The 22,979-nt window shown below is 36.8% G+C and carries 20 protein-coding genes; 8 read left to right on the top strand and 12 right to left on the bottom strand.

Annotated features, from left to right (window positions below):
• Nucleotides 1–8: 8 nt before the first annotated feature.
• Nucleotides 9–476: a Cys-tRNA(Pro) deacylase gene (ybaK, locus tag P0N36_RS05620; RefSeq protein WP_275841860.1), complete on the bottom strand. Its 468-nt coding sequence runs from the start codon at nucleotides 474–476 to the stop codon at nucleotides 9–11.
• A gap of 2 nt (nucleotides 477–478) precedes the next feature.
• Entirely contained in the window at nucleotides 479–928 is a 450-nt protein-coding gene (locus tag P0N36_RS05615) for a DUF523 domain-containing protein (protein WP_275841859.1), read from the bottom strand.
• Between the two features lie 390 nt (nucleotides 929–1,318).
• Between P0N36_RS05615 and P0N36_RS05610 the strand changes: the two genes are divergently transcribed.
• Together P0N36_RS05610 and P0N36_RS05605 are read left to right on the top strand one after the other, a co-directional pair.
• Nucleotides 1,319–2,824: an anti-sigma factor domain-containing protein gene (locus tag P0N36_RS05610; RefSeq protein WP_275841858.1), complete on the top strand. Its 1,506-nt coding sequence runs from the start codon at nucleotides 1,319–1,321 to the stop codon at nucleotides 2,822–2,824.
• A 173-nt stretch (nucleotides 2,825–2,997) separates the two neighbouring features.
• Nucleotides 2,998–5,823, top strand: a complete 2,826-nt coding sequence (locus P0N36_RS05605; protein ID WP_275841857.1) for an EAL domain-containing protein — start codon at nucleotides 2,998–3,000, stop codon at nucleotides 5,821–5,823.
• A 30-nt stretch (nucleotides 5,824–5,853) separates the two neighbouring features.
• Here P0N36_RS05605 and P0N36_RS05600 read toward each other — a convergent pair whose 3' ends face one another.
• On the bottom strand, nucleotides 5,854–7,425 hold the full coding sequence (locus P0N36_RS05600; protein ID WP_275841856.1) for a transporter substrate-binding domain-containing diguanylate cyclase: 1,572 nt from the start codon (nucleotides 7,423–7,425) through the stop codon (nucleotides 5,854–5,856).
• 375 nt (nucleotides 7,426–7,800) lie between these two features.
• Between P0N36_RS05600 and P0N36_RS05595 the strand changes: the two genes are divergently transcribed.
• Both P0N36_RS05595 and P0N36_RS05590 read left to right on the top strand, forming a co-directional pair.
• Nucleotides 7,801–10,308 carry a chemotaxis protein CheB gene (locus tag P0N36_RS05595; RefSeq protein ID WP_275841855.1) on the top strand — a complete coding sequence of 836 codons (2,508 nt, stop codon included), beginning with the start codon at nucleotides 7,801–7,803 and terminating at the stop codon, nucleotides 10,306–10,308.
• A gap of 52 nt (nucleotides 10,309–10,360) precedes the next feature.
• Entirely contained in the window at nucleotides 10,361–11,899 is a 1,539-nt protein-coding gene (locus P0N36_RS05590) for a diguanylate cyclase domain-containing protein (RefSeq protein WP_275841854.1), read from the top strand.
• A gap of 21 nt (nucleotides 11,900–11,920) precedes the next feature.
• Here the strand turns inward: P0N36_RS05590 and P0N36_RS05585 are convergent, their stop codons facing one another.
• The 9 genes from P0N36_RS05585 to P0N36_RS05550 form a co-directional block, all read right to left on the bottom strand.
• Complete coding sequence (locus P0N36_RS05585) at nucleotides 11,921–12,613, bottom strand: TVP38/TMEM64 family protein (protein ID WP_275841853.1); 693 nt, start codon at nucleotides 12,611–12,613, stop codon at nucleotides 11,921–11,923.
• Nucleotides 12,614–12,799: 186 nt separating this feature from the next.
• Nucleotides 12,800–13,483: an ABC transporter ATP-binding protein gene (locus P0N36_RS05580; protein WP_275841852.1), complete on the bottom strand. Its 684-nt coding sequence runs from the start codon at nucleotides 13,481–13,483 to the stop codon at nucleotides 12,800–12,802.
• Entirely contained in the window at nucleotides 13,480–15,105 is a 1,626-nt protein-coding gene (locus tag P0N36_RS05575; RefSeq protein ID WP_275841851.1) for an ABC transporter permease, read from the bottom strand. The genes P0N36_RS05580 and P0N36_RS05575 overlap by 4 nt, the downstream gene beginning before the upstream one ends.
• A complete protein-coding gene (locus P0N36_RS05570) occupies nucleotides 15,106–16,143 on the bottom strand; it encodes a Fe(3+) ABC transporter substrate-binding protein (protein WP_275841850.1) in 1,038 nt (345 codons plus the stop codon).
• Between the two features lie 128 nt (nucleotides 16,144–16,271).
• On the bottom strand, nucleotides 16,272–16,406 hold the full coding sequence (locus P0N36_RS05565) for an LDCC motif putative metal-binding protein (protein WP_275841849.1): 135 nt from the start codon (nucleotides 16,404–16,406) through the stop codon (nucleotides 16,272–16,274).
• Between the two features lie 53 nt (nucleotides 16,407–16,459).
• Nucleotides 16,460–17,293 carry a hypothetical protein gene (locus P0N36_RS05560; protein ID WP_275841848.1) on the bottom strand — a complete coding sequence of 278 codons (834 nt, stop codon included), beginning with the start codon at nucleotides 17,291–17,293 and terminating at the stop codon, nucleotides 16,460–16,462.
• A 7-nt stretch (nucleotides 17,294–17,300) separates the two neighbouring features.
• On the bottom strand, nucleotides 17,301–17,387 hold the full coding sequence (locus tag P0N36_RS15720; RefSeq protein WP_442957181.1) for an SHOCT domain-containing protein: 87 nt from the start codon (nucleotides 17,385–17,387) through the stop codon (nucleotides 17,301–17,303).
• A gap of 692 nt (nucleotides 17,388–18,079) precedes the next feature.
• A complete protein-coding gene (locus tag P0N36_RS05555; RefSeq protein ID WP_275841847.1) occupies nucleotides 18,080–18,427 on the bottom strand; it encodes a cation transporter in 348 nt (115 codons plus the stop codon).
• Nucleotides 18,428–18,480: 53 nt separating this feature from the next.
• Complete coding sequence (locus P0N36_RS05550; RefSeq protein ID WP_275841846.1) at nucleotides 18,481–18,783, bottom strand: metal-sensing transcriptional repressor; 303 nt, start codon at nucleotides 18,781–18,783, stop codon at nucleotides 18,481–18,483.
• A 157-nt stretch (nucleotides 18,784–18,940) separates the two neighbouring features.
• On the opposite strand from P0N36_RS05550, the gene P0N36_RS05545 reads away from it, so the two are divergent.
• Genes P0N36_RS05545 through P0N36_RS05530 form a run of 4 tightly spaced genes read left to right on the top strand, consistent with a single transcriptional unit; the run spans nucleotide 18,941 to nucleotide 22,894 of the window.
• On the top strand, nucleotides 18,941–19,444 hold the full coding sequence (locus P0N36_RS05545) for a DUF2318 domain-containing protein (protein WP_275841845.1): 504 nt from the start codon (nucleotides 18,941–18,943) through the stop codon (nucleotides 19,442–19,444).
• Between the two features lie 2 nt (nucleotides 19,445–19,446).
• The gene (locus P0N36_RS05540; protein ID WP_275841844.1) at nucleotides 19,447–20,724 is read left to right on the top strand and encodes an urease accessory protein UreH domain-containing protein; all 1,278 of its coding nucleotides are present in this window, start codon (nucleotides 19,447–19,449) and stop codon (nucleotides 20,722–20,724) included.
• 37 nt (nucleotides 20,725–20,761) lie between these two features.
• Entirely contained in the window at nucleotides 20,762–21,454 is a 693-nt protein-coding gene (locus P0N36_RS05535) for a response regulator transcription factor (RefSeq protein ID WP_275841843.1), read from the top strand.
• Entirely contained in the window at nucleotides 21,455–22,894 is a 1,440-nt protein-coding gene (locus P0N36_RS05530) for a sensor histidine kinase (RefSeq protein ID WP_275841842.1), read from the top strand.
• Nucleotides 22,895–22,979 lie beyond the last annotated feature (85 nt).

Raw genomic sequence — 22,979 nt, 5'->3', positions numbered from 1 at the left:
CATTTTTACTACACAACTTCCACAATCTCTGCACCAGTAACCCCTACCAGTGCCTCCACATTCAATTCAAGCTGAATCCCACGTACACCGCCACTTACAAGGATTGTCTTGTGATTCTTACAGTTTTCATCTATAAAAGTCTTGAATTGTTTCTTCATGCCTACCGGAGAACATCCACCATGGATATAGCCTGTGGTCGGAAGAAGGTCCTTCATTGGTATCATGTCTATCTTTTTCTCACCCGCAGCTTTGGCTGCTTTTTTCAGGTCTAGTTCTTTGGCTACCGGGATGACATATACATAATAGGTCCGACTGGCGCCTATGGTTACCAGTGTCTTATAGACACGCTCAGGTTCTTGATTAATTGACATGGCGACCGTTAACCCATCCGTTTTGCCATCTATGACTTCGTATTCATAAGCTGTGTATGGAATCTTATCACGATCTAATAATCGCATAGCATTTGTTTTTTTCATACTTACTCATTTCCCACCTTATTTATCCATTCATCTTTTGTATAGACCTTTATGCCATGGTCCAGCAACAACTGGACCGCTCTTCCGTTACCAGGAATCAACGTTCCATTAAAAGTACCATCGTAGATCTGAGCTTTGCCACAGGATGGACTGCGCTCTTGTAAGATGGCTTCGGTTATACCTGCTGCTTTACAGATGGCCAAGGTTCTATGAGCGCCGTGTTCAAATGCTTCGGTAACATCTATGCCATCTGTGGTCATAATACGGTGCGTTCCATCCGGTTTGTTGACTTGCTCACAAGCCGGTCGTGGTATTTCCAATCCGCCTAGTACTTCCGGACAGACCGGTAAGGCTTTACCTGTTTGTAGAAGTTCTGTTATAACTGGATCAGTATTGCTTTCACCGTTATATTTACAGTTAATACCTGCAAGACATGCACTGATTAAAACCATGATTTATCCTCCTGCTATACCATATTTATCCGAACACACAAAACAGTAATACCATTCTCTTTTCTGAGATGTTATTACTATGATTAGACTGCTCTATATGTAATTGTCATTATTATTGGATTCATTTTTTTGAACCCCCCATATTAAATACGTCTTTCTATGACGCTTATACATTTCCCTAATCACATATTACCTTTAATTCCAATTGATTTCAAGGGGATTTCTGACATTTCTGGGAAAAATAGGATTATAAAAAAATGTGTAAAGAAAGTGGACTTTTGTTCACACTCTATTCATATGTTTGTTATGAAAACGTGATATAATAAAATTAAGTAGTTCAATAGGATTGTATTGTAGGTAAATATGCCTATATAGAGAGTAGGTACTATCATGACGCGAGGGTTAATCACAAGAATTGAAGACAATTTCATGATTGTTATGACCGATCAAATGACAATTGATAAAATCAAGCCTAGGATTAATGTTAAAGTCGGCCAACGCATTGAGTTCAATAAAAGAGATCGCTATCGTGGTTTCCTTTTGTTTAATTATAAAAAAGCCAGTTCTATGCTTGCCCTTATCCTTGTCTTAATACTTACAAGCATTGTGGCCTTTGGTCAAAACGGATCTCGTGAAATCTATGCAGTGGTATCGGTTGATATCAACCCAAGCATCGAGCTTAGCTTGGACCAATCCGGTATTGTTGTCGGTTACAAGTCCTTTAATAAAGACGGTCAAAAAATCCTAAGTAAGTCTTTGCTTAATCAAGACTTAGATTCTGCCTTGTCAGAAGTTATCCTTAGCGCACAAGACAAAGGGTATTTGGTTGACCGTGACATGATTCTAATCTCTTCTGCTGTACTAAAATCCAGTGATGCTAAGCTTGATTCTACTGAGGATCCTACAATTGAAGAACATATAGAAACGTATATGACTATAAATAAGGCAAAATACCAATTCGTCTACATAGAAGGTATGGATCGTGCTCAAGATTCAAAGCCTAAACACTCTTTAGGTCGAGAAGCATTAGGTCTCAATGTAAAAGACCATAAGGATCTTAATCTTAGTACCGTCGAGACCCTTGTTGCTGCCGCAGTCTCAAGTGAAGACATGAACGATGAAAACCCGATTAAAATCGTCCTCGAAGATGAGTCTTCCACTTATGATGTCCTAACCCTTACCAAACCACTTATAGCAACATCAAGACCATCAACAAATGATATCCTTGCGTTGGCAAAGCACTCAATGGCCTTCGATTCCGGCTTACAAGTTAGTATGAATGCAAGCTCAAACCATGATCCGATGTTCCTTCAAGAAATCCATAGCATCAAAAGTTTGCCGCCTCAAGTCTCTAATACAGCTCAAGAAAATACCAATAAGAAATCCGAGTCAGAAGATATTCCAGCTCCGAGTGATAAGGTTAATAATACAGAAAGTAGTAACAACAATGAGAATAAGCCACCTACACTAGATAATGAGCCTTCAGTAAATGCCACTGACAAAGCTATACCAAAGCAAGAAAATAATGAAGAAGTAAGCTCAAAGACAAACGAACCTCAATCTACATCTGAAAATGATAAACCTTCTGTACCAAGTCAGGCAAATGAAAATGCTCAAGATTCAATACCTAACGATCCTGAATCGTCAAGCTCACCACCCGAAATTGATAAGCCTTCTTTACCGAATCAAATAAATGATAAAGCTCAAGACTCAATACCTGATAAGCCTGAATCTTCAAATTCAGCATCTGAAGCTGATAAGCCATCTTCTTCCTTACCAAGTCAAGCAAACGACAAAGCTGAAGTCTCAAAACCTGATGGTGATGCATCTTCAAAGCCAACTTCTGAAAGTGATAAGCCTTCAAACGCTCCAAACCCAACTTCTAAGAAAGAGTAGGACAACCCTCTTATAGCTACAGTAAAAAGGATAAAGCAACTGTGCTTTATCCTTTTTCGCTTCAATGTATCCATACTTTATTAGTCTTATTTTGTATGTTACAATTACAATGGTTTGGGTGTCATGACTTTTTGATCCTTTATCCACTTAATTTTTAAATAGGAGGAACATGGATGAATTCAAAACAAAAATACTTTCTTGGCATCACAGGCGCCATTGCTATCATCCTCTATTTATTAATAACCTTACTTAATCAACCAGTTGTGTTAGATCTAAATGATGCCGAGGTTCAATGGATTAAAGACAATAATGAGGATGTTCTTAACTTTTATACAGATGATCTCACGAATTTTGATGATCAAAAATTCATTCAATCGATATCTAATCTTACAGACCTTCATTTGGTTCATTCAAAAACCGATGCAGATTTCGTTATATCTGGTCGTCCTTCAACCAACTACTTCATCGACCAAACCTTACTTGTTTTATCAAAACAAAGTTTTTCTTACTACGCCAAAGTCAAGTCTTTTAATCATTTAGATGAACTCTCTAATAAGAGCATTGGCCTTCTTTCCTCTGACGCTTATGTTTTTTCATACGACTTAGAAGCCAATAATAACGAGATAAAAATATATGATGACCTAGAAAATCTTAATATTGCCTTAAATGATGGTCTAATTGATGGTTTTTTTCTTCAATCTGACCTCCCCATACTGTTGCTAGATGGTCAGATACATGCTGTTAATAACTTCATCTTAAAGCAACCTTTAGATGAAGTTTTTATAGCCATGCCCAGTCAAGATACTCTGCTTCATGGTATTTTACAAAAAGCGATTCTATATATGGAACGAATGGGTGATCTTGAATCCATTCTAAGTCATGATTATTACACGACAAGAAACGCGCTCTTTAAAGCTATATTAGACAAAGATGAACGTGACTTTATATCCAATAATTCTTCCATCTCCATTGGTATTACCCCTGATAAACCTTATACGATTCAAAATGATGATAAACTGTATGGATCAACCGTTGGCATTATAAAAGAGATTGAGCGTATTTCAGGTCTTAGGCTTAATCTCATTCTTGGCAAAAAAGACACGCTTACCACGGATTATTCGGTTCATGATGTTACAATGTTAACTTTCAAGCATGCTGACTTGGAAGATTTTTATCCTTCACTTGCGTATCTGGAGACACCTTATGTTGTTACCGGCTTACCAGGTAGTCCAAATATCGATGACTTATATGGCCTAAGAGCTCATACCGTCGGACTCCTGTTTGATAATGATTTGGATGTTGAACTTATTAAGACACTAAATGAAGGTCATATACTATATGAAGCGAATTACGATGATTTAATTCAACGTTTATTTAGTAAAAATGTTGATTACATCCTTCTTCCAAAGCATGTCCTTGACTATTATAGGCTCACAGAAGGTGAAGAAGCCTTATCGGCGATGTATACCCTTGATGAGATGGCAACTAGGCATCTATATATCTCAAATGCGTCACCTCTTCTAATATCCATCATCAATAAGACCATTCTGGTTACCGATATTGATCATATCAATAGGATTAGTCTAAATTCTATTCCAAAGAAGGCACAGAAGAATTATTATGGTCTGATTCTCTTTAGTGTATTTGTTGTTCTTAATCTCATCTTTTTTGGAGGCTACTATATTCGTTATCTCATCAATAAATCTGAAAATGAAAGACTTACTTTTCTTTTTGCCAATGATCAGCTGACCTATTTACCTAATAAATATGGTCTGACTTCCAAAACGGACAGTCTTATTGCTAAAGGCTATCATGGCCAAATATATTATATCAATATAGACAACTTTAAAGATATCAATGATCGGTTAGGACAACAAATGGGGGACCAGATTATCCTTGAATATGCTCAAGAACTCTTAGCGATTCTTGACGAACAATTAATACTCGGTCGTATTTCAGGAGCATCCTTTGTTTTGATTGCTTATGATAATGCCTCTATTAGCGTGGAAGAACGCATCCATCAAATCAAAACTATCACTGAGGCTTATTGTGATTCAAAAGTCGTCTTGCAACAGTTCACTGCAAGTATTGCCATTACAAAGTTCCCAGATCATGGCAATAGCTTTGAAGAGCTCTACAAATACGCCGAACATACGATGGATTACATCCACAACTTCTTAGGTATTGATCAGTTTTTAGTTTTTGAATTTGACATCTACAACGCTTATATCCGAGAAAGGGAGTTAGTAGAAGACATAAAAAGAGGTTTACAGAATGAAGAATTCTTGTTATATGTTCAACCTCAGCTCATTCTTCCACAAGAAAAGGTAATCGGTGGTGAGGTCTTAGTGAGATGGCAACACCCCACAAAAGGTCTTGTATTCCCCAATGATTTTCTACTGGTAGCTGAAAGAAATGGTTTAATGAAAGAACTTGACTTCTTCATGGTGAAACGCGCCTGCACTGAGATTAAAAGATGGCAGTCTCTCTACCCTCACCTAGAAATATCTGTCAACATGACTTCTACAACCTTCACTGACAAAGCCATGCTACCGGCTCTTAAACATATTTTAGAAACTTCAGGGATTAATCCTACATGGTTAACCATCGAAATTACAGAAGATATGGGCTTTGAGAATCTTGAGCGGGCAAACGAAATATTCCAAAACCTTCAAGCACTTCAGGTAAAAATAGCCCTTGATGATTTTGGCAAAGGCTATTCTTCACTGGCTTACCTTGATAAATTAACCTTCGATATCCTTAAGATTGATAAAACATTTATAGATAACATACATCTTCAGAAGAAATCCTATGAAATCTACAAAATTATATCTCAGTTGGCTGAAGTCATGGATATTAGTATTGTTGTCGAAGGTGTTGAACAACGAGAACAAGTCGACTTATTAAATCAAACAGCCGGTACAATCGCACAAGGCTATTACTTCAGTCGACCCATTGATTTAGATGCCTTTGATCAATATCTTATCGATCATCGTTAGTTCGTTATGTGTTCGCGTATATTAGGAAAGTCACTCTGAGGTTTCTTCAGTAGTGGCTTTTAACTTTGCCTTTAGGGATTCTAGGATACCTCTATAAGTACTTTCACTTTCATTCATCTTGTTTTCATACATTTGATCTTCTGCTTTTTTAAAAACTGATTGTAAGCTCATATCTAAGCTGACTCTTTCAGAATGTCCAAGTGCCACAGAAAGCTTTATTGGGTCCATCTTTGCTTCTTCACAAGCGCTTTTTATCTTTTTACAAACCGCTTGAGCCATCTGATCTGTACGATCTGGCATTAAGATAACAAATTCATCCCCACCTATTCGGGCAACGATGTCAGTCTCATCACAACTTGCTTTTAGGACTTCAGCCATTTTAATAAGCAGTCGATCCCCCATCTCATGCCCTAGCGTATCATTTGTTATTTTTAAACCATTCAGGTCCGCTAATATAATGGAAAATGGTAATTTTTTGGTCTTTTCAAAATGCTCTAACTGCTCATTATAAAACGCACGGTTGTATAGACCCGTTAATTCATCATGTTGTGATTTGAATTTGATACAGGCCTCTGATTTTTTTCGTTCTTCTATTTCTTCTAAAAGCTGTTTTTTCGTTCTATAAAGCTGCTCGTTTTTACTAATAAGTTCTTCTGTTTTTTCAAGTACAGCCTTTTTTAGTAGACGATTCCAGACTACAACTGTTATGATGATTATACTCAGTCCAATTAAGATGGTACCAAGGATGATCCAAAAATATGGATTTTCAACAATGCTTTTTCTTTGAATAGGTACCCATTTGTTTAAGATATCTTGTTTTTCATTTTCTGTGATTTGTGCGAGCCCTTTGTTTAATATAGCACTGAGCATGGGCCAATCGTTTCTCGTTGCAATGGATAAGTTAGAGTCATAAGGGACTTCTGTATTTACCATGAGATTGGTCATCTTATCTTGCTCAATACCTGCATATGCGCTCATGACCTCTACAATAAATGCATCTGCTTCTCCAAACGCTACGAGCCTTAAACCATCCGACGTATTTGCCACCGTACGGAATTCAAGCTTGGGATGGTTCTTTTCAAGGTCTTCAACAATAGAGTATTCTTCGATGACTAACACATCCATACTTGAGTTCGAAAGTTTTTCAAAGGTTAACTTCTCTGAGAAATTTTTACGCGTGATAATCACGTTTGGGTTCATAATATAAGGCACTGTAAAGTCTAAAAACTTGCTCCGTTCAAGGGTTTTAGTAGCCGCTGTTATACCTGATACTTCTTTTAACCGTGCCGCTTCAATCAAGTCGCTCCACTGATCAAATTCAACCATTTCAAATTTTGTATTTAGCTTTACTTCCAATAGTTTGAAATAATCTGCTGAGATACCTACATAATCACTTGCAATCAAAAACTCAACCGGCGGATAATCCGTCGTATACCCTATACTGATCTTGCCTTCATGCTGTTCCAACCAAGCTTGTTCTTCTTCTGTCAAAAAAATGCTTTCACTTTCTTTTTGACATGCAGACAAGATCACCATTAACCCTACTAATAAAAATAGAATTACTATTTTTCTCTGTTTTTTAATACGCCATTCCCCCTTCATCCTTCCTATCTATAAAATCAAAACCAAACTTCTAAACCCACTACGCTTATGCCAAGAAATTATATATTACTTGAATATTCTATCATTCATAATCACATCTTTCAACGCTAACAAGAACTTTCATAAATTTTTCTTTTTTTGACAATGTTTATTCAATCAATAATCTATGCATCCTATTTTTTTTAGATTTTTACATCTCAAAAGATTAAAAATCTGTGAATTAGCTGATTTTTATTGCATTCTGTGGTAAAATAATTTTACAGACGAGTGTATAATGATTACTATCAAATAATCGATATTCTTGGAGTAACAAAAAAATAGTAGCATTTATTCATGCTTGGTAATTAAATGATTTAACGAAAGCTAGGTGAGCTTATGGTAGATGAACAATATTATGTAGGCATTGGTGCTTCAGCTGGCGGCCTTGAAGCCCTTGAAATGTTTTTCAAGGCAATGCCGGATGATTCCGGGTTGGTATTTGTTGTGGTGCAGCACTTATCACCCGATTACAAAAGTTTAATGAATGAGTTACTTGCCAGACATACAAAAATGGAGATCTTAATAGCCGAAGATCAAATGATGACTGAACCCAATAAAATCTACTTGATCCCACCAAGGCATAATCTAACCATGGTAGATGGTCGTCTCCTGTTAAAGCCTCAAGTTTATGAGAAACATCAGTTGATTCTGCCCATTGACATTTTTTTCAGATCCTTAGCAAAAGACCAAGAAAAACATGCCATTGCTGTCGTATTGTCCGGAACTGGAAGCGATGGCACCTTAGGTATTCGTGAGATTAAGGAAATGGGTGGCATGGTCATGGCTCAAGATGAAGAAAGTGCCAAGTTTGATGGTATGCCAAAAAGTTCCATCGCTACGGGCCTTGTTGATTTTATCTTGCCGCCTCAAAGAATGACCACAGAAATCATGAAGTATATTAAATATCCGGCTACGCTTGGTATGGAAAAAGAGATTCAGAAGAATAACTTTGATGATCTGACGAAGATCTGTCATATTCTAAAAAGCTTTACGACTGTAGATTTTACCAGTTACAAGGAAAGCACCTTGATTCGAAGAATTGAGCGCCGCATCAAACTGAATGACTGTGAAAATACAACCCAATACATTCAGCTTCTTGCTGAGTCCGATAAAGAAAAAGAAACCTTGTACCGAGAACTACTGATTGGTGTTACCAGCTTTTTCAGAGACAAAGAAGCCTTTGAAGCTCTAGCTGTTGGCGTCCTTAGTCAACTGGACTACAACAAAGATGTGATTCGAATCTGGTCAGCCGGTTGCTCCACTGGGGAAGAAGTCTATTCCATCGCCATTTTTATGAGTGAGTATTTGGCCCAGCACAATCTCAAATGTGACCTCAAATTATTTGCAACAGATATTGACAGCCGTGCCCTTGAATATGCCGGTACCGGTTTGTACCCTGCCAGCATTGCTGGGGATATGGAACCGCTCATCCTTGCCAAATACTTTAACAGTACCGAAGAAGGTTATCAGATTAATGAGAAAATAAGAAAGCTTGTGGTCTTTGCTAAGCATAACATTCTTAAGGACCCACCTTTTGGCAAACTGGATCTACTTGTTTGTCGGAACCTATTTATCTACATAAAAAGTGAGTATCAGCAAAAAATCCTTAATAACTTCTATTATGCCCTTAACCGAGGAGGCTATCTTTTTCTTGGTAGCAGTGAATCCTTAGGGGACATGAACGATGCTTTTGAAAAAATTGATACAAAATGGAAAATCTATCGTTTTCGAGATAGCTACCGTCCCCAACTCGGCCTTGAAATGAATACCCATATTGAAACCAATTTATCCTTACGTGGCAGTGATCAAGATAACTACTCTATAAAAAGCCGAAAAAATCTATGGTTTGAACAGATGTTGGTTGAGGTTTTACGCCAGAATCTGGCACCCTCTGTCATCGTGGATAATAAAGAGAATATACTCCATATTATTGGGGATGTTTCACCCTTTTTCAGCTTACAAACCGGACGCTTCTCCAACAAACTCTTAACCCATGTCAATAAGGAGTTAAATCTCTATATCAACAATTTGCTTAGACGGTTAAAAAATGACCGAAAAACTATCCGTATTGACAATATTCAATATGGCAGAGATGAGAAAAAAACTCTAAATATTCAAGGTTCTCTTATTGAAATGCATGAAGAGGATTATTTGTTGATTAGTTTTTACTTTGCTGATATTGAGAAAAATATTAAGCCGGTCACCATCAACATGAGCCAAGAGAGTCAGGAACGGGTTAAACAACTGGAGTTAGAACTCCAACTTGCAAGAGAAGGCCTTCAAGCCACTATAGAAGAACTGGAAACATCCAACGAAGAACTCCAATCCTCTAATGAAGAGCTTGTGGCCTCCAATGAAGAGTTGCAAAGTACCAATGAAGAATTGCAATCCGTTAACGAAGAACTCTACACCGTTAATAATGAATACCAACAGAAGATTGAACAACTAACGATGCTCACCAATGATCTCAATAATTTGCTTAAAAATACCGAAATCGGGGCGCTGTATCTGGATAGCCGGTTGTGCATAAGGCGTATCACACCTGTGATTACCCGTGTTATGAATATTATAGACAATGACATTGGGCGACCTATTCATCATTTATCGGTTGCAGAAGTTTATAAAGACCTCTTCCATGATGTTGAGCATGTTCTTGAGAACCTAAACACAGTTGAACGAGAAATTCATGATGACAAAGGCAATACTTATATCGCAAAGATTCGACCTTTTCGAACAACCAATTATGCCATCGACGGCATCATCCTGACGCTGGTTGATATCACACAGCTTAAGCAGAGCCAAAATGAATTAGCTGCCTTTCAGGAGCGTCACACCAACACCTAAACTATAATAGCTTAAGTCAATGACTAAAGTGTTACTAATGCGAGGTGATTTTATGGACAGAATGAGAGAAAGGATTCTTGAGACCTTAGATCAACACAAACGCTTGAATCTAAAAGATAAAACAAGAGAAGATATAGTAGAAAATTTACTACAATATCATGAAGAACTTATTTTCCAAAATGAAGAGTTAAAATCAAGTTATACCGCCCTTGAGACAATCCAAAAGAAATATGAAGTCCTTTTTGACAAAGCACCTATGATGTATCTGTACTTGGATGATCAATTTATAATCCTTGAGTATAATCATCTGTGTAAGAAATATATGCCTACCATAAACAAAGGCAGCAAGCTTCAAGATATGATTCACCCAGAAAGTCAAGATACCCTCTATTTTCATATGCGAAAGTTAGAGAAAAAAGATTCTGAATTGGTGGACCAGATTATGTTACCGGTTGGTGGACACAAGCGCTATTATAAACTAACGAGCCATCCACTCATATTAAAAGGCCGGCGCTATTATCAGTGTACCTTTGCAGATATTACCGATGAAATCATTCAGAAAAAACGCATTGAATATATGAGTTTCCATGATACATTGACTGGACTTTATAACCGACGTTATTTTAACGAGGAGTTAAATAGAGTGGATCATAAAAAACACCTTCCAGTGGCCATTATAATGGCCGATGTGAATGGATTAAAAATAATGAACGATACTTTTGGCCATGCTATGGGAGATCAGCTTCTTAGAGCCGCGGGGAAATTTATCAAAGAACATTTTCGTGAAGATGAAATTGTGGCCAGATATGGCGGAGACGAATTCGCGGTCATCCTAAACAAAGTTGATAAAGCTACAGTGGAAATGATTCTAAAACGTCTTCAATCTCAAGAAAGCACACTAAAAGTTAATGGCATTCATCTGTCCATTGCTTTTGGCGCTGCGGTAAAAGAACACGAGGATGAGTCGATTCTTGATGTGTTAAAGCTGTCAGAAGACCGAATGTATCAAAAGAAATTGCTTATGAATGAGAATTATCATCAGAATGTAATTAAAGGGATCTTATCTACTTTACATGAAAAGCATCCAAGAGAAGAGGAACATGTAAAACGGGTTCGAGAACATATTATTGGTTTCACGTCTTTTCTGGATTATGATCATAACCAACGTATTGCCTATGAGACAGCCGGACTTGTTCACGACATCGGGAAAATAGCCATCGACTATGCCATATTAGAGTTACCTCGTCGTTTAACGGTCTTCGAACACGATATTATTAAGAAGCACGTGGATGTCGGATACAGGGTGTTAAAGAGTTGTGGTAGCTTTTCCGAGGTTCAGGATATCGTGCTTTGTCATCATGAACGTTATGACGGGTTGGGTTACCCTCGTGGCATTGCCGGTGAAGCCATTCCTCTAGGGGCCCGCATCTTGAACTTATGTGATAGCTATGATGCCATGATCAGCAATCGCCCCTACAAAGAGGCCATGCTACCCGATGAAGCCATAGACGAAATAAGACGCTGTACCTACACCCAGTTCGATCCCAAGCTGGCCGATCTATTTATAGATTATATCAAATCCACTTTATAGAGGCTTAGCGCTTTGTACCTATTACGATTCTTGGCGAATCCGCCTTTTTATTTTGGAATACACAATAAAGACAAGTATGAGTACAATGGTGATCCAAAACATTTGATTGGTATAGCGGCTGTATTTTAGTATTTGATTCCCAAGTAATACATAGGCTGCTGTACCAGGTATCATCCCTATTGCCGTGGCGAGAAAAAATCGCCATGGTTTCATGGTGCTAAGCCCTGCCGCATAACTTAAAAAGTCAAAGGATATAAAGGGTAATAGCCTACCGATAAAAACAACCTTCGTACCGTGCTTTTGGCTGATTTCATCTACCTTTTCCATGAGGCTATTGCTTTGGACAAATTTCTTCACAAATTTTGAGCCCAGTAGTCTCGCTAGATAAAAAGTACCCATAGCACCCAGCATGCCACCGATCCAAGATATGATAATACCACCAACAGTGCCAAAGACCAGTCCATTGGCCCCTGCAATTAAAAACGAGGGAATTGGTGCTATATAGGCCTGCAAAATCATCAGCAATATGCTTACAATGGGCGCACCGATACCCCAGCTTTGAATCAAAGTCACCAGATCATCCACGGTGCCACTTGATAGGGTTTCAAAAATATTGTTAATGTCATTTCTATACAAATACGCCAAACTTGCTATGGCGGCAACAATTCCTAGAGATATAATGACTTTCTTATGGTTATTCATATATTTTTTCATAATTAACACTCCTAATATTAGAATTCTCTTTCATCTTATATTAGATTATACCGACCAAATTTGTTTAAAATATGACTGAATTATACATTTATATAACTTTTGATAAAAGCACTCAGCAATTATAGTTTTGAATATAGGGTTAGCTTAGAATTAAATTGCAGCAAAAGGACTTATCCTGATTTTGTTTCAGATAAATCCTTTGTTATTTTTAGTCCAGTTTTTCTCCGAAGCAATGCCCTCAACAATCTCAATCACGCGATCCGCTTGTGTAGTAGCATCTTCTGGGTTATGCGTAACCATAATTGTTGTTATACCAATCTCACGAATAATTCCAAAAAGTTCTTCACGAACACTTTGAAGTAAATGTGTATCAAGATTACTAAAAGGTTCATCCAGTAGTAATATCTTTGGTGTTGCCGCTATGGCCCTGGCTAGTGCAATGCGTTGTTGTTGACCGCCGCTTAACTCGTGGGGATATCTTTTTTCATATTCAACCAAATTGACCAAACCAAGGACTTCTTTGACGCGTTTTTTTCTCTCGGTGGTATTCATGCCTATAAGCCCATATTCAATATTTTTTGCTACTGTCATATGGGGAAACAGTGCATAATCTTGAAATAACATGCCAATGCCTCGCTTTTCAGGATTAACAAATGTTCCTTTTTTGCATAAACACTTTTCTCCCAAAAATATTTCACCTACTTTAGGTTTTTCAAGACCTGCAATTACACGGAGTAAAGTTGACTTACCACCGCCACTTGGTCCAACAACTGCAAGTACTTCACCTGTTTCAAGTTCTAGATTAATATTTTTCAGCGTTTCAGTACTCGCATTGTCATACTGAAAGGAAATATTTATTAGCTTAATCATATTCTGGTCCCCTTTCTTATAAAACTAAGCAAAATCAATGCAACAATACTCACACCAATAATAATGAGAGAATAGACACTGGCTTCATGAATCATCTCATCACCAGCATAGGTAAATACTCTTGTAGCCAATGTATCAAAGTTGAATGGTCTTAGTATAAGGGTTAACGGTAACTCCTTTAACACGTCAACAAACGCAAAAATGGCTGCACTTATGATTGCTGGTTTTAATATCGGAAAATCAACATACCTAAAAGTGTACCACTCATCACGTCCTAAAAGCTTACTGGCTTCATAATGTTTCTTCCCCATCTTGCTAAATCCGGATTCAATGCTATTAAAGCCAATGGCCATAAACCTTATGGTTAGAGCAAAAATGAGGATAAACTTACTGCTTGTTAGAAATAAATTCTTCAAATCAAGGATACCATATAGTCCTGATAAGCTACGATCGACACTAATAAACGTAACAAGTACGCCGATTGCTATGATCGATGCCGGAACGGAGTAGCCTAAAATAACAATTCGCGCATATATTTTTGACAATATGCTCGGATTGAGCCGATTCAAGTTGCCGATAAGAATGCCACAAACAACCACAAGGATTGTGACGATAACACCAACACTAATTGTATTAAACAAAATAGAACCGAATCGCCTCATAACGTTGGTTTGTTTAGCAATTGAACTCCACCAAACCAATTGAGTGATTGGAAGAATCAAGGCGAGCGATAGATAAACAAAGGTAAGCACATAGAAAACGACTTTGTAGACTTTCGAGGCACGCTTCTTTATGCCCCCATCTGATATCGCCCTAGCTTGACTCAAACGTCCTCGCCCTCTGAAAAACTGCTCCATCAGTAGTATTATAATGACAATACTCATGAGACTGGCAGCCAACCTTACCGCACCATCTACGTCACTCATACCAAACCATGTTTGATAAATAGCTGTACTAAAAGTTGGAATACCAAAATAGCGAACCAAACCATAATCGTTTAATACTTCCAGCATCACAAGTACAATACCACCTACTAACGCGCCCCTTGACATCGGTAGAATCACCCTAAAAAAAGTGGCGCTCTGATTTCTTCCTAAGAGTCTAGAGGATTCCTCTATGTTTTTAGGTAGCTTCTCAAAAAAAACTTTTGTTACAAGAAAGACATCGGGCGTCAAGAACAAACTGAAAACAAATATCGCACCACCTTTAGACAAAATATCAACTCGAATAGGCTCTTTGCCAACTTGATTTAGTATTCTATCAAGTGTTCCAAAAGGTGTGAAAATACCACCATAAACATAGCCTGCGATATAAGGTGGTATCGCCATTGGAAGAAATAATAAACTTTCAAGTAATAACCCAAAGCGCCATTGATACTTTGATAATGACCATGCAAAAAATGTGCCTAGTATTCCTGTTATCACACTAACTCCAGCCACAAGAACCAACGAATTATGAATATAATCTGCCAGAACATATTCTTTAATATGTAACCAAGATTCTGTAACCGGGTGAAAAAGTCGAATGAATATAAAAACTGATGGTAATACTATAGCCACAATGATTAAAGTAACAATTACAAAAAGGGGACTCAGTCCCCTTTCTTTAAATCTTGCAAACAATTATTGCCAACCAACTTCATTAAATATTTTAACTGCTTTATCATTGTATTCACCTAGCAATGATAAAGCAATATTCTGAATCTTCAATTCTCCAAAGCTTTTTAGCAAATCAGATGGCGCCACTGCTTCATTGACAGGATATTCATAATTTGCACTTGCATAGTCATTTTGTGCTTCTGATCCTGTCAAAAATTCTAAAAGTTCGATCGCAGCTTCATCATTCGTTCCATATTTTGTCAATGCAGCGCCACTAATATTAATATGCGTTCCGTTTGTCTCTTGATTTGGGAAGAACACACCAATCTGTTTGCCAACTTCTACTTCTACCTCATCTGATGAGTTAAGTAACTTTCCAAGATAATAAGTATTTACAATGGCTACATCACCTTCACCTGCAACAACAGCTTTCATTTGGTCTCTGTCATTACCTTCAGGTGTTCTTGCCATATTAGCGACTAGACCTTGTGCCCACTCTTTAGCTGCTTCTTCACCATTTAGAGCAATGAATGATGCCAATAGTGATTGGTTGTAAATATGACTTGATGATCTAGCTAGAACTTTGCCTTCCCACTCAGGTTCAGTTAAGGCTTCATAGGTCGATAATGTACTTGGATCCACTCTGTCTAGTGCATAAGTAATTACTCTAGCTCTTACTGTTAATGCAGTCCAAAGATCATCTGTAGCTCTTAAATGTTCGGGTACATTTGATTCTACAACATCTGAATTAAACGCCTTAATAAGATCCATCTCTCCAGCTCTGAATAATCTTCCAACATCTGATGTCACAAGAAGATCTGCCTCTGTATTTTCACCTTCTGCCTTCAATCTTTCGAGCAGTTCATCTGAATCTGCCTTTACGACGTTTACAACAATACCTGTTTGCTCCGTGAATTTATCGTATAAATCTTGGTCTGTATCATAATGTCTGTCTGTATAGATATTGACCACTTTCTCTTCTTCTACTCCACACCCTGCAACACTTACCAACAATACTGCTACGATGATCATTGATACTATTTTTTCATTTGTTTCCTCCATGGCATCTTATTGATAGTAATAGTCATTTGCGCAAAATGAATTATAAATGAGAACTCATCTCATGTCAATACCCAAACTAATCCCACATTCATAATATAGATTTTCATGGACTTAACATACTTAGATATTTACCGTTTGCTTTTATTTTCTGTATTATCTTTTAACTCACAACAATTAATGCCGCCTTCACCATAGTTTGCCTTGTTTTGTTCAGCAATCTTATCCATTAATTTTTTCAAACTTTCCTTGATTTTATTTAGCATAATATCACTCCTTTATTTCATATAGAAGTTAATTATAATGGATTTTCTATAAATTACTGTACTTCATTTTCATGTCCTTCAATAATCTCAATTAATTCACCATGCCAATCATGATACCATACTTGACCGGTAAACCCATTAACACTCATCATGCCTGTTGGTTTTCCATCTTTTTCAACATGGAAGGTGTAATAACCATAAAACGCATGATATGCTTCACCGAGTGTAAATTCATTATTATTTTTCATAAGATAGGCCTCACCTATCGTATAGGCCTCTTTATCATCAATTACATTGTCTTCTGTGAAGCTGCTATTATAATCATCATCATCGTATGAATTCCCGAAGATTCCACGACCAGACATCATGCCAGACCTATTACCAAATCTTTGGTTACCCATCATGCCTCTTCCCATCATACCACCGGTATTATGCATGCCATACTTCAAATTCCACATCATATTCGGTCCGTACTCAGGGAAAACTTCTTTCGTATAAGGATTAACCAGCAACTCCATAGCGCCTCTACCTGTACTTTCTTCAACAATAGAAAAATAATACGCGCTGTCCTCATAAATAAATATATCCGCTATAGCAAGACCACTATCATATCTATCTATATACTCTTCTACTTCTACTTTTAACAGATCTAATTCAAACTTTTCACCCTTGTTTACATCTTGATTGAACGCATTGATGCCGCGCATCCTATAGCCATCACTGAAGAAATCATCCCCGAAACTGATAGATTCTCCCTCAATTGGGTCCATTCCACGATAATTGCGTCCTTGAATATTGTCACTATCTCTCGTTAGTAAGTAGCCACCTATCCCAATACTTAAAAACGTTATTCCAATAATTACTAATAATATATTCGTTTTTTTCATAATAAACCTACTTTCTCTCAATTACATATTTACGTTTTAAAAATTCTTCTTCTGTGATTTCGCCATTAACGTATAATACTTTCAGTTTGTCAATTGCATCGCTGCTTAAAGTCGTTTTGGACTGACTCCTTTTCTATTGTTCTTATTACTCAATTATCAAGGATAACTATGGCAGAAATATGATTATTGCTTAAAAAAAGGTTGTGAGAAACAATAAAAAAATGCCGCCAAAAGTACGAAACCAATTGGCGGCATTCTATAACAAAAGACATTAATACTAATCGGACTTTAGCTTTTTTGAAAGCTGAATATATAATCTACGACTTACCATAAATATAATTGGAAAAAGTATAAGTAACTGAATAACAGGCAACCATCCGATAGGTGTTCCAGGTATTATAGGCATGGTATCCGGATTGTATCCCCAACGGCCTGTATGCAATGCATGAATTTCAAAATAAAAACTTAAAATAATGCATAAAAAACCATGATCGTATAGTCGTGTCTATACCATTTGCCTATTAACCAATTCACATCCTTATTTATGAACATCAGCATCCAAAGCAACACTATACTCATATTCATGTCTCCAATTGTGGCGCTAATCATGAGTCTTGTATGGCCAGTTAGATCATCCGCAATATAAAAAGGTCCGCACTGACTATACTCCCAAATTAGTTGTATTATAAAGGCAACTAAGGCTACTACGCATGTTTGAATTATAAAATTTCTTATGGATTGTTTCATCATCTATCAAATTTCCTTCCCCCTGATTGACTTGATATATTATACTACATAACTTGGGCTTATATCTACTTTTCTGAGTCTTAAAGAGTTGTATACCACATTCAATGAACTTATAGCCATGGCAGCAGCGCCTAGCATTGGATGTAATAATCCAAGTGAAGCAACCTTCTTCTGAAGATCTATAAGCCTTACTTTTATTGGTTCATATTCAATGGTTACCTTTTCAACTGCAAAGTTAACATTAGCCGTTACAACGCCGTCTACAATATTTAATGCTTTTTCTATACTACTTGCACAAGCTGTACAACTCATACCTTTGACTCTTAATGTTATTTTTTGTGTGTTTTTTTCCTCATCAAGCACTGCTTTATATCCCGGATTATCCATCAAGGCTCCTTTCGCATTGTGTTGTTCATATCATCGTTGTCAATTATTTCTTGTCATTTTGTTAGTTTCTTAATCGTTTTTAATATTTCATCTACAGCATCAGAATCACCCTGTTGTAACTGATCTATAACACAATTTTTTATATGGCTCTCTAGCAAAATAATTTGAACAGAATGAAGTGCAGATCGCGAAGCCTCTATTTGATTAATAATATCATCGCAATATGCTTCTTGTTCAATCATATTTTTTATGCCACGAATCTGACCCTCTATTTTACTCAGTCTGTCCATAACTGATTTTTGATTTTTTATTGATTTTTCGGTTGGTATCTTTTGATTGATGTGGGACTGTTCCATAACAACACCTCCTTTGGCTCAATATACCATACCCCTGTAGGGTATGTAAAGTCGATATTTTTATTCGGTATTGACTATCCCCTTATTTTTCAAAAATCCATTAAAAATCCACATAAGGTATGTATGATGGTATAAAACATTAACTTTGGAGGTTATGATGAAAAAAACAAATCAACATTCAAACAAAAAAAAGGGGTTATATCTGGGTTCTGGACTAATAGCAATCCTATTGATTGTGGTACTAACTTTGGCAACCGGCAAAGATCCAGAACCTGAAGTCTTAGCATCAAATAATGCTGGTGAACTCATTATTGACAAAGCAAATATCACGAAAACTGCTTCTTTTTATCCTTATGAGTCCAATGGCACTTATATGGAAATCATCGCTGTTAGGGCCAATGACGATACAGTACGTACTGCACTTAACACCTGTCAAGTTTGTTATAATTCCGGTAGAGGCTATTATGAACAACTCGGCAATGTCCTTATCTGTAACAACTGTGGAAATCAGTTCACAATCGACCAAATCGAGCTTATAAAAGGTGGCTGTAACCCTGTTCCTATCGTTGATGATATGAAAACGGAAAATGATACCACCATCGCCATTAACCCAGAATCTCTAGCAGCTTTTGAACCTCTTTTTGCTAACTGGAAGAGATAATTATGAAAAAAAAGTTACATATAGAGGGCATGACCTGTGCCCACTGCGAAAAGAAAATTACTGAAGCACTATACCAAAACTCAGGCATCATTGATGTAAAAGCAAAGGCTTCAAAAAATCTGGTTCATCTAGAATATGACGATTCTGTTATAAACTTAGAAAAGATGATCTCAGATATTGAAAGAGTGGGTTATTTTGTATCGCCCGTCAGAGTGGATTCAAAAAGAACAAATTTACTAATCTTTATGGTCCTAACTGTCTTAGGTTTTCTGGTTCTAAAATATGGTAATAGCATTTCTTTTGATTTTTTGCCTAATATTCGTCAACATATGGGTTATGGTGCTCTATTTATTGTAGGGCTCTTAACATCTGTTCATTGTATTGCGATGTGCGGTGGCATCAATATCAGTCAGTGTAATAAATATCGGGAGACTGGCACCTTTGAACCTAGCCTCTTATATAACCTTGGACGGATCACTTCATATACAATCATCGGTGGTGTCATCGGTGGTGTAGGGTCTGTTTTAAGTTTTAGTGGACAAGCTCGAGGTTATGTGACCCTATTTGTGAGTTTCATTATGGTATTAATGGCAATACGTATGCTCAAGCTTTTTGATCTTCCATTACCGAAACTTAAGCTCCCAAAATCACTACAAAAGGCTTTATACAAGATGTCTAGAAAAGGGCCGTTTTTTGTTGGACTGGCTAATGGCTTCATGCCCTGTGGACCTTTACAATCCATGCAATTATACGCCCTTGGAACGGGTAGTATTGTAAGAGGCGCTTTATCTATGTTTTATTTTAGCCTTGGTACCTTCCCTTTAATGTTCAGTCTAGGCTTTATAAGCTCTCTACTGAATCACAAATTCTCAAAGAACATTATGAAGTACAGTGGTATTTTGATTTTTGTACTTGGACTAACTATGTTTTCACGAGGTGCTGCGCTGGCTGGTATACTACTGCCTTTTCAATACAATGGTGATCAAGTCTTATCTACGGTTATCAATAAAGACCTTCAGGAAGTACGCATCGATCTAACTGCAAACAATTATGCACCTATCCAAGTTATAAAAGATATCCCTGTAAAATTCATAATCTATGCTGATACTGATACAACTAACGGTTGCAATAATCCAATCACCATTCCATCCCTCGGCACAGAATATACTTTGGTACCAGGAGAAAATGTCATCTATTTCACACCGAAAGAAACCGGTAAGATGGCCTATACATGTTGGATGGGTATGATCACCAGTTATATCGAGGTTGTTGAAGAGTAGGACAAGATAAACTATAATATGTTTAAGGAGGTGGCTTATGCATCCAAAAAATATACTCGTTGTTGAAGATGAACCTAAGATTTTAGAGTTTATCAGTTCTTATATCAGAAACTCAGGATATAACCCTATCATTGCAGAAAATGGTCAGAAAGCACTCCACCTTTTTAATAGTGAATCTATCGACTTAATCCTTCTTGATTTGATGCTTCCCGACTTATCAGGCGAAGAAATCTGTAGAGCTATACGAGAGAAATCTCGTGTTCCAATCATCATGATTACCGCAAAGACAGATGAGGACAGTATCATTGTGGGTCTTAATATGGGCGCTGATGATTACATCACCAAACCCTTTAGTCCAAGACAACTTGTAGCACGCATCAACGCATTGTTTAGAAGATCAGATTTGATTCATGACTCAGAATCACCAACAACCGGACCTTTTAAAATTAATGATAGTGACTATACTGTGTTGCTTAATGGTCATAATCTGTTGTTGACCGCAACAGAATATCAGTTGTTCACAGTCTTACTTGGAAGACCAACCAAGGTATTTACAAGAGATGAGCTCGCATCCATAGCCTTCACAAAATACTATGAAGGCTATAATAGAAGTATTGATTCACATATTAAAAATATCAGAAGTAAAATATCCAATTATACAACAGACAACTATATAAGGACCATAAGGGGTATTGGTTATCAGTATTGTGACCAAGAAAGTTGTGAATAGATGAATCTCAAATTACGTAATAAGCTTATTCTTTCCTATGTTCTGTTAGCTATTATTATTATTGGCATCATTAGCCTACTGATTAATTTTAGTGTGCGGAAAAATTTTGAAAATTACATAATAGATGAACATGAACAACGCGTATCGGATATTAGAAATAATATCCGTCATTCCTATGTCCAAAATAATGGCTTTGATATTAACGATATCGAACACATAGGTATTAAAGCCATTGAAAAAGGTCTTATTATTACTGTTAATAATGCCGACTTATCACCTCTATGGTCTGCCATGGAACACAATGCCGGTCTATGTGAGGCTATGATTGCAAATGTTAAAAAAAATATGTTTAACCATTATAGTCGCTGGGAAGGTAATTACACGGAAGATACATTTGATATCATAGTTGATAATGCTATTGTTGGTACCATAAATGTTGGTTACTTAGGCCCTTTCTATTTTAATGAAGAAGAGTTATATTTTCTAACCTCTATAAATCGGGTTCTTTTTTATGTTGGATTCTTCTCAATGTTTCTTGCAATCTTAATCGGTATTATTATAGCAAATGGTGTGACAAAACCAATTGAGACCGTCATTCATCATCTTAATAATATGCATGATACTACCATCTCTGAAGCACCCAATAACTTTATTAAAACCCTTGAGCTAAAAGCATTATATGATAGTGCCCAAACTTTACAAAAGCGCATCGGTGAACAAGAAAAACTTCGCAAACAATTAACTCAGGACATGGCTCATGAATTAAAAACGCCCCTTACATCGATACAGGGTCAAATGGAAGCCATGATTGACGGAATATTTCCGATGAATACAGAACGCATTGGAAGCTGTTTTGAAGAAATTATTCGAATTAAGACATTGATCAGTGAAATTGAGTCACTTTCCTTATTAGAAAACAGTTATACCGAATTGAACTTAGATGATTTCGATTTTTTTAAGCTTATTTCTATTGTTGCACAAAACTTTGAAACCGAGTTAATCGAACATCAGATGACCATGAATATTACTCTAGGCGATCAATACAATCCTAAAAGTTATGAACATTTCTATGGTGACGCTGATAAAATTAAACAGGTTTTTATTAACCTCTTATCGAACTCTATCAAATATGCAGGTGATGGCACACAAATAAGTATTATATTAAATAACTATAATCATGGTGATTATCTTATTCAGTTTAAGGACAATGGTCGAGGCATACAAGAAAAAGATGCGCCTTTTATATTCGAACGCTTTTATAGAGCTGATCCATCACGTTCGGGAAATAATGGCATTGGTATTGGATTAACTTTAACTCAGTCCATCATCCAAAAACACATGGGCAAAATAGAGCTTGTTAATACAGAAGGTGTTGGTACTGAATTTAACATCACGTTCCCACGAACTCTATCACAGAAACAAAATACCAATAGAACGTAGTTATTAGCTATATATCCGTAATCTCTACATCCACGCTTTTATAACATTATTTATTCGTACCTTAGGTAAATATAAGCAATACAGA

Source organism: Petrocella sp. FN5, from assembly GCF_029210395.1.
Classification (GTDB): domain Bacteria; phylum Bacillota; class Clostridia; order Lachnospirales; family Vallitaleaceae; genus Petrocella.
Note: the sequence above shows the minus strand (reverse complement) of the source record. Positions and strands in the feature narration are given on the sequence as shown.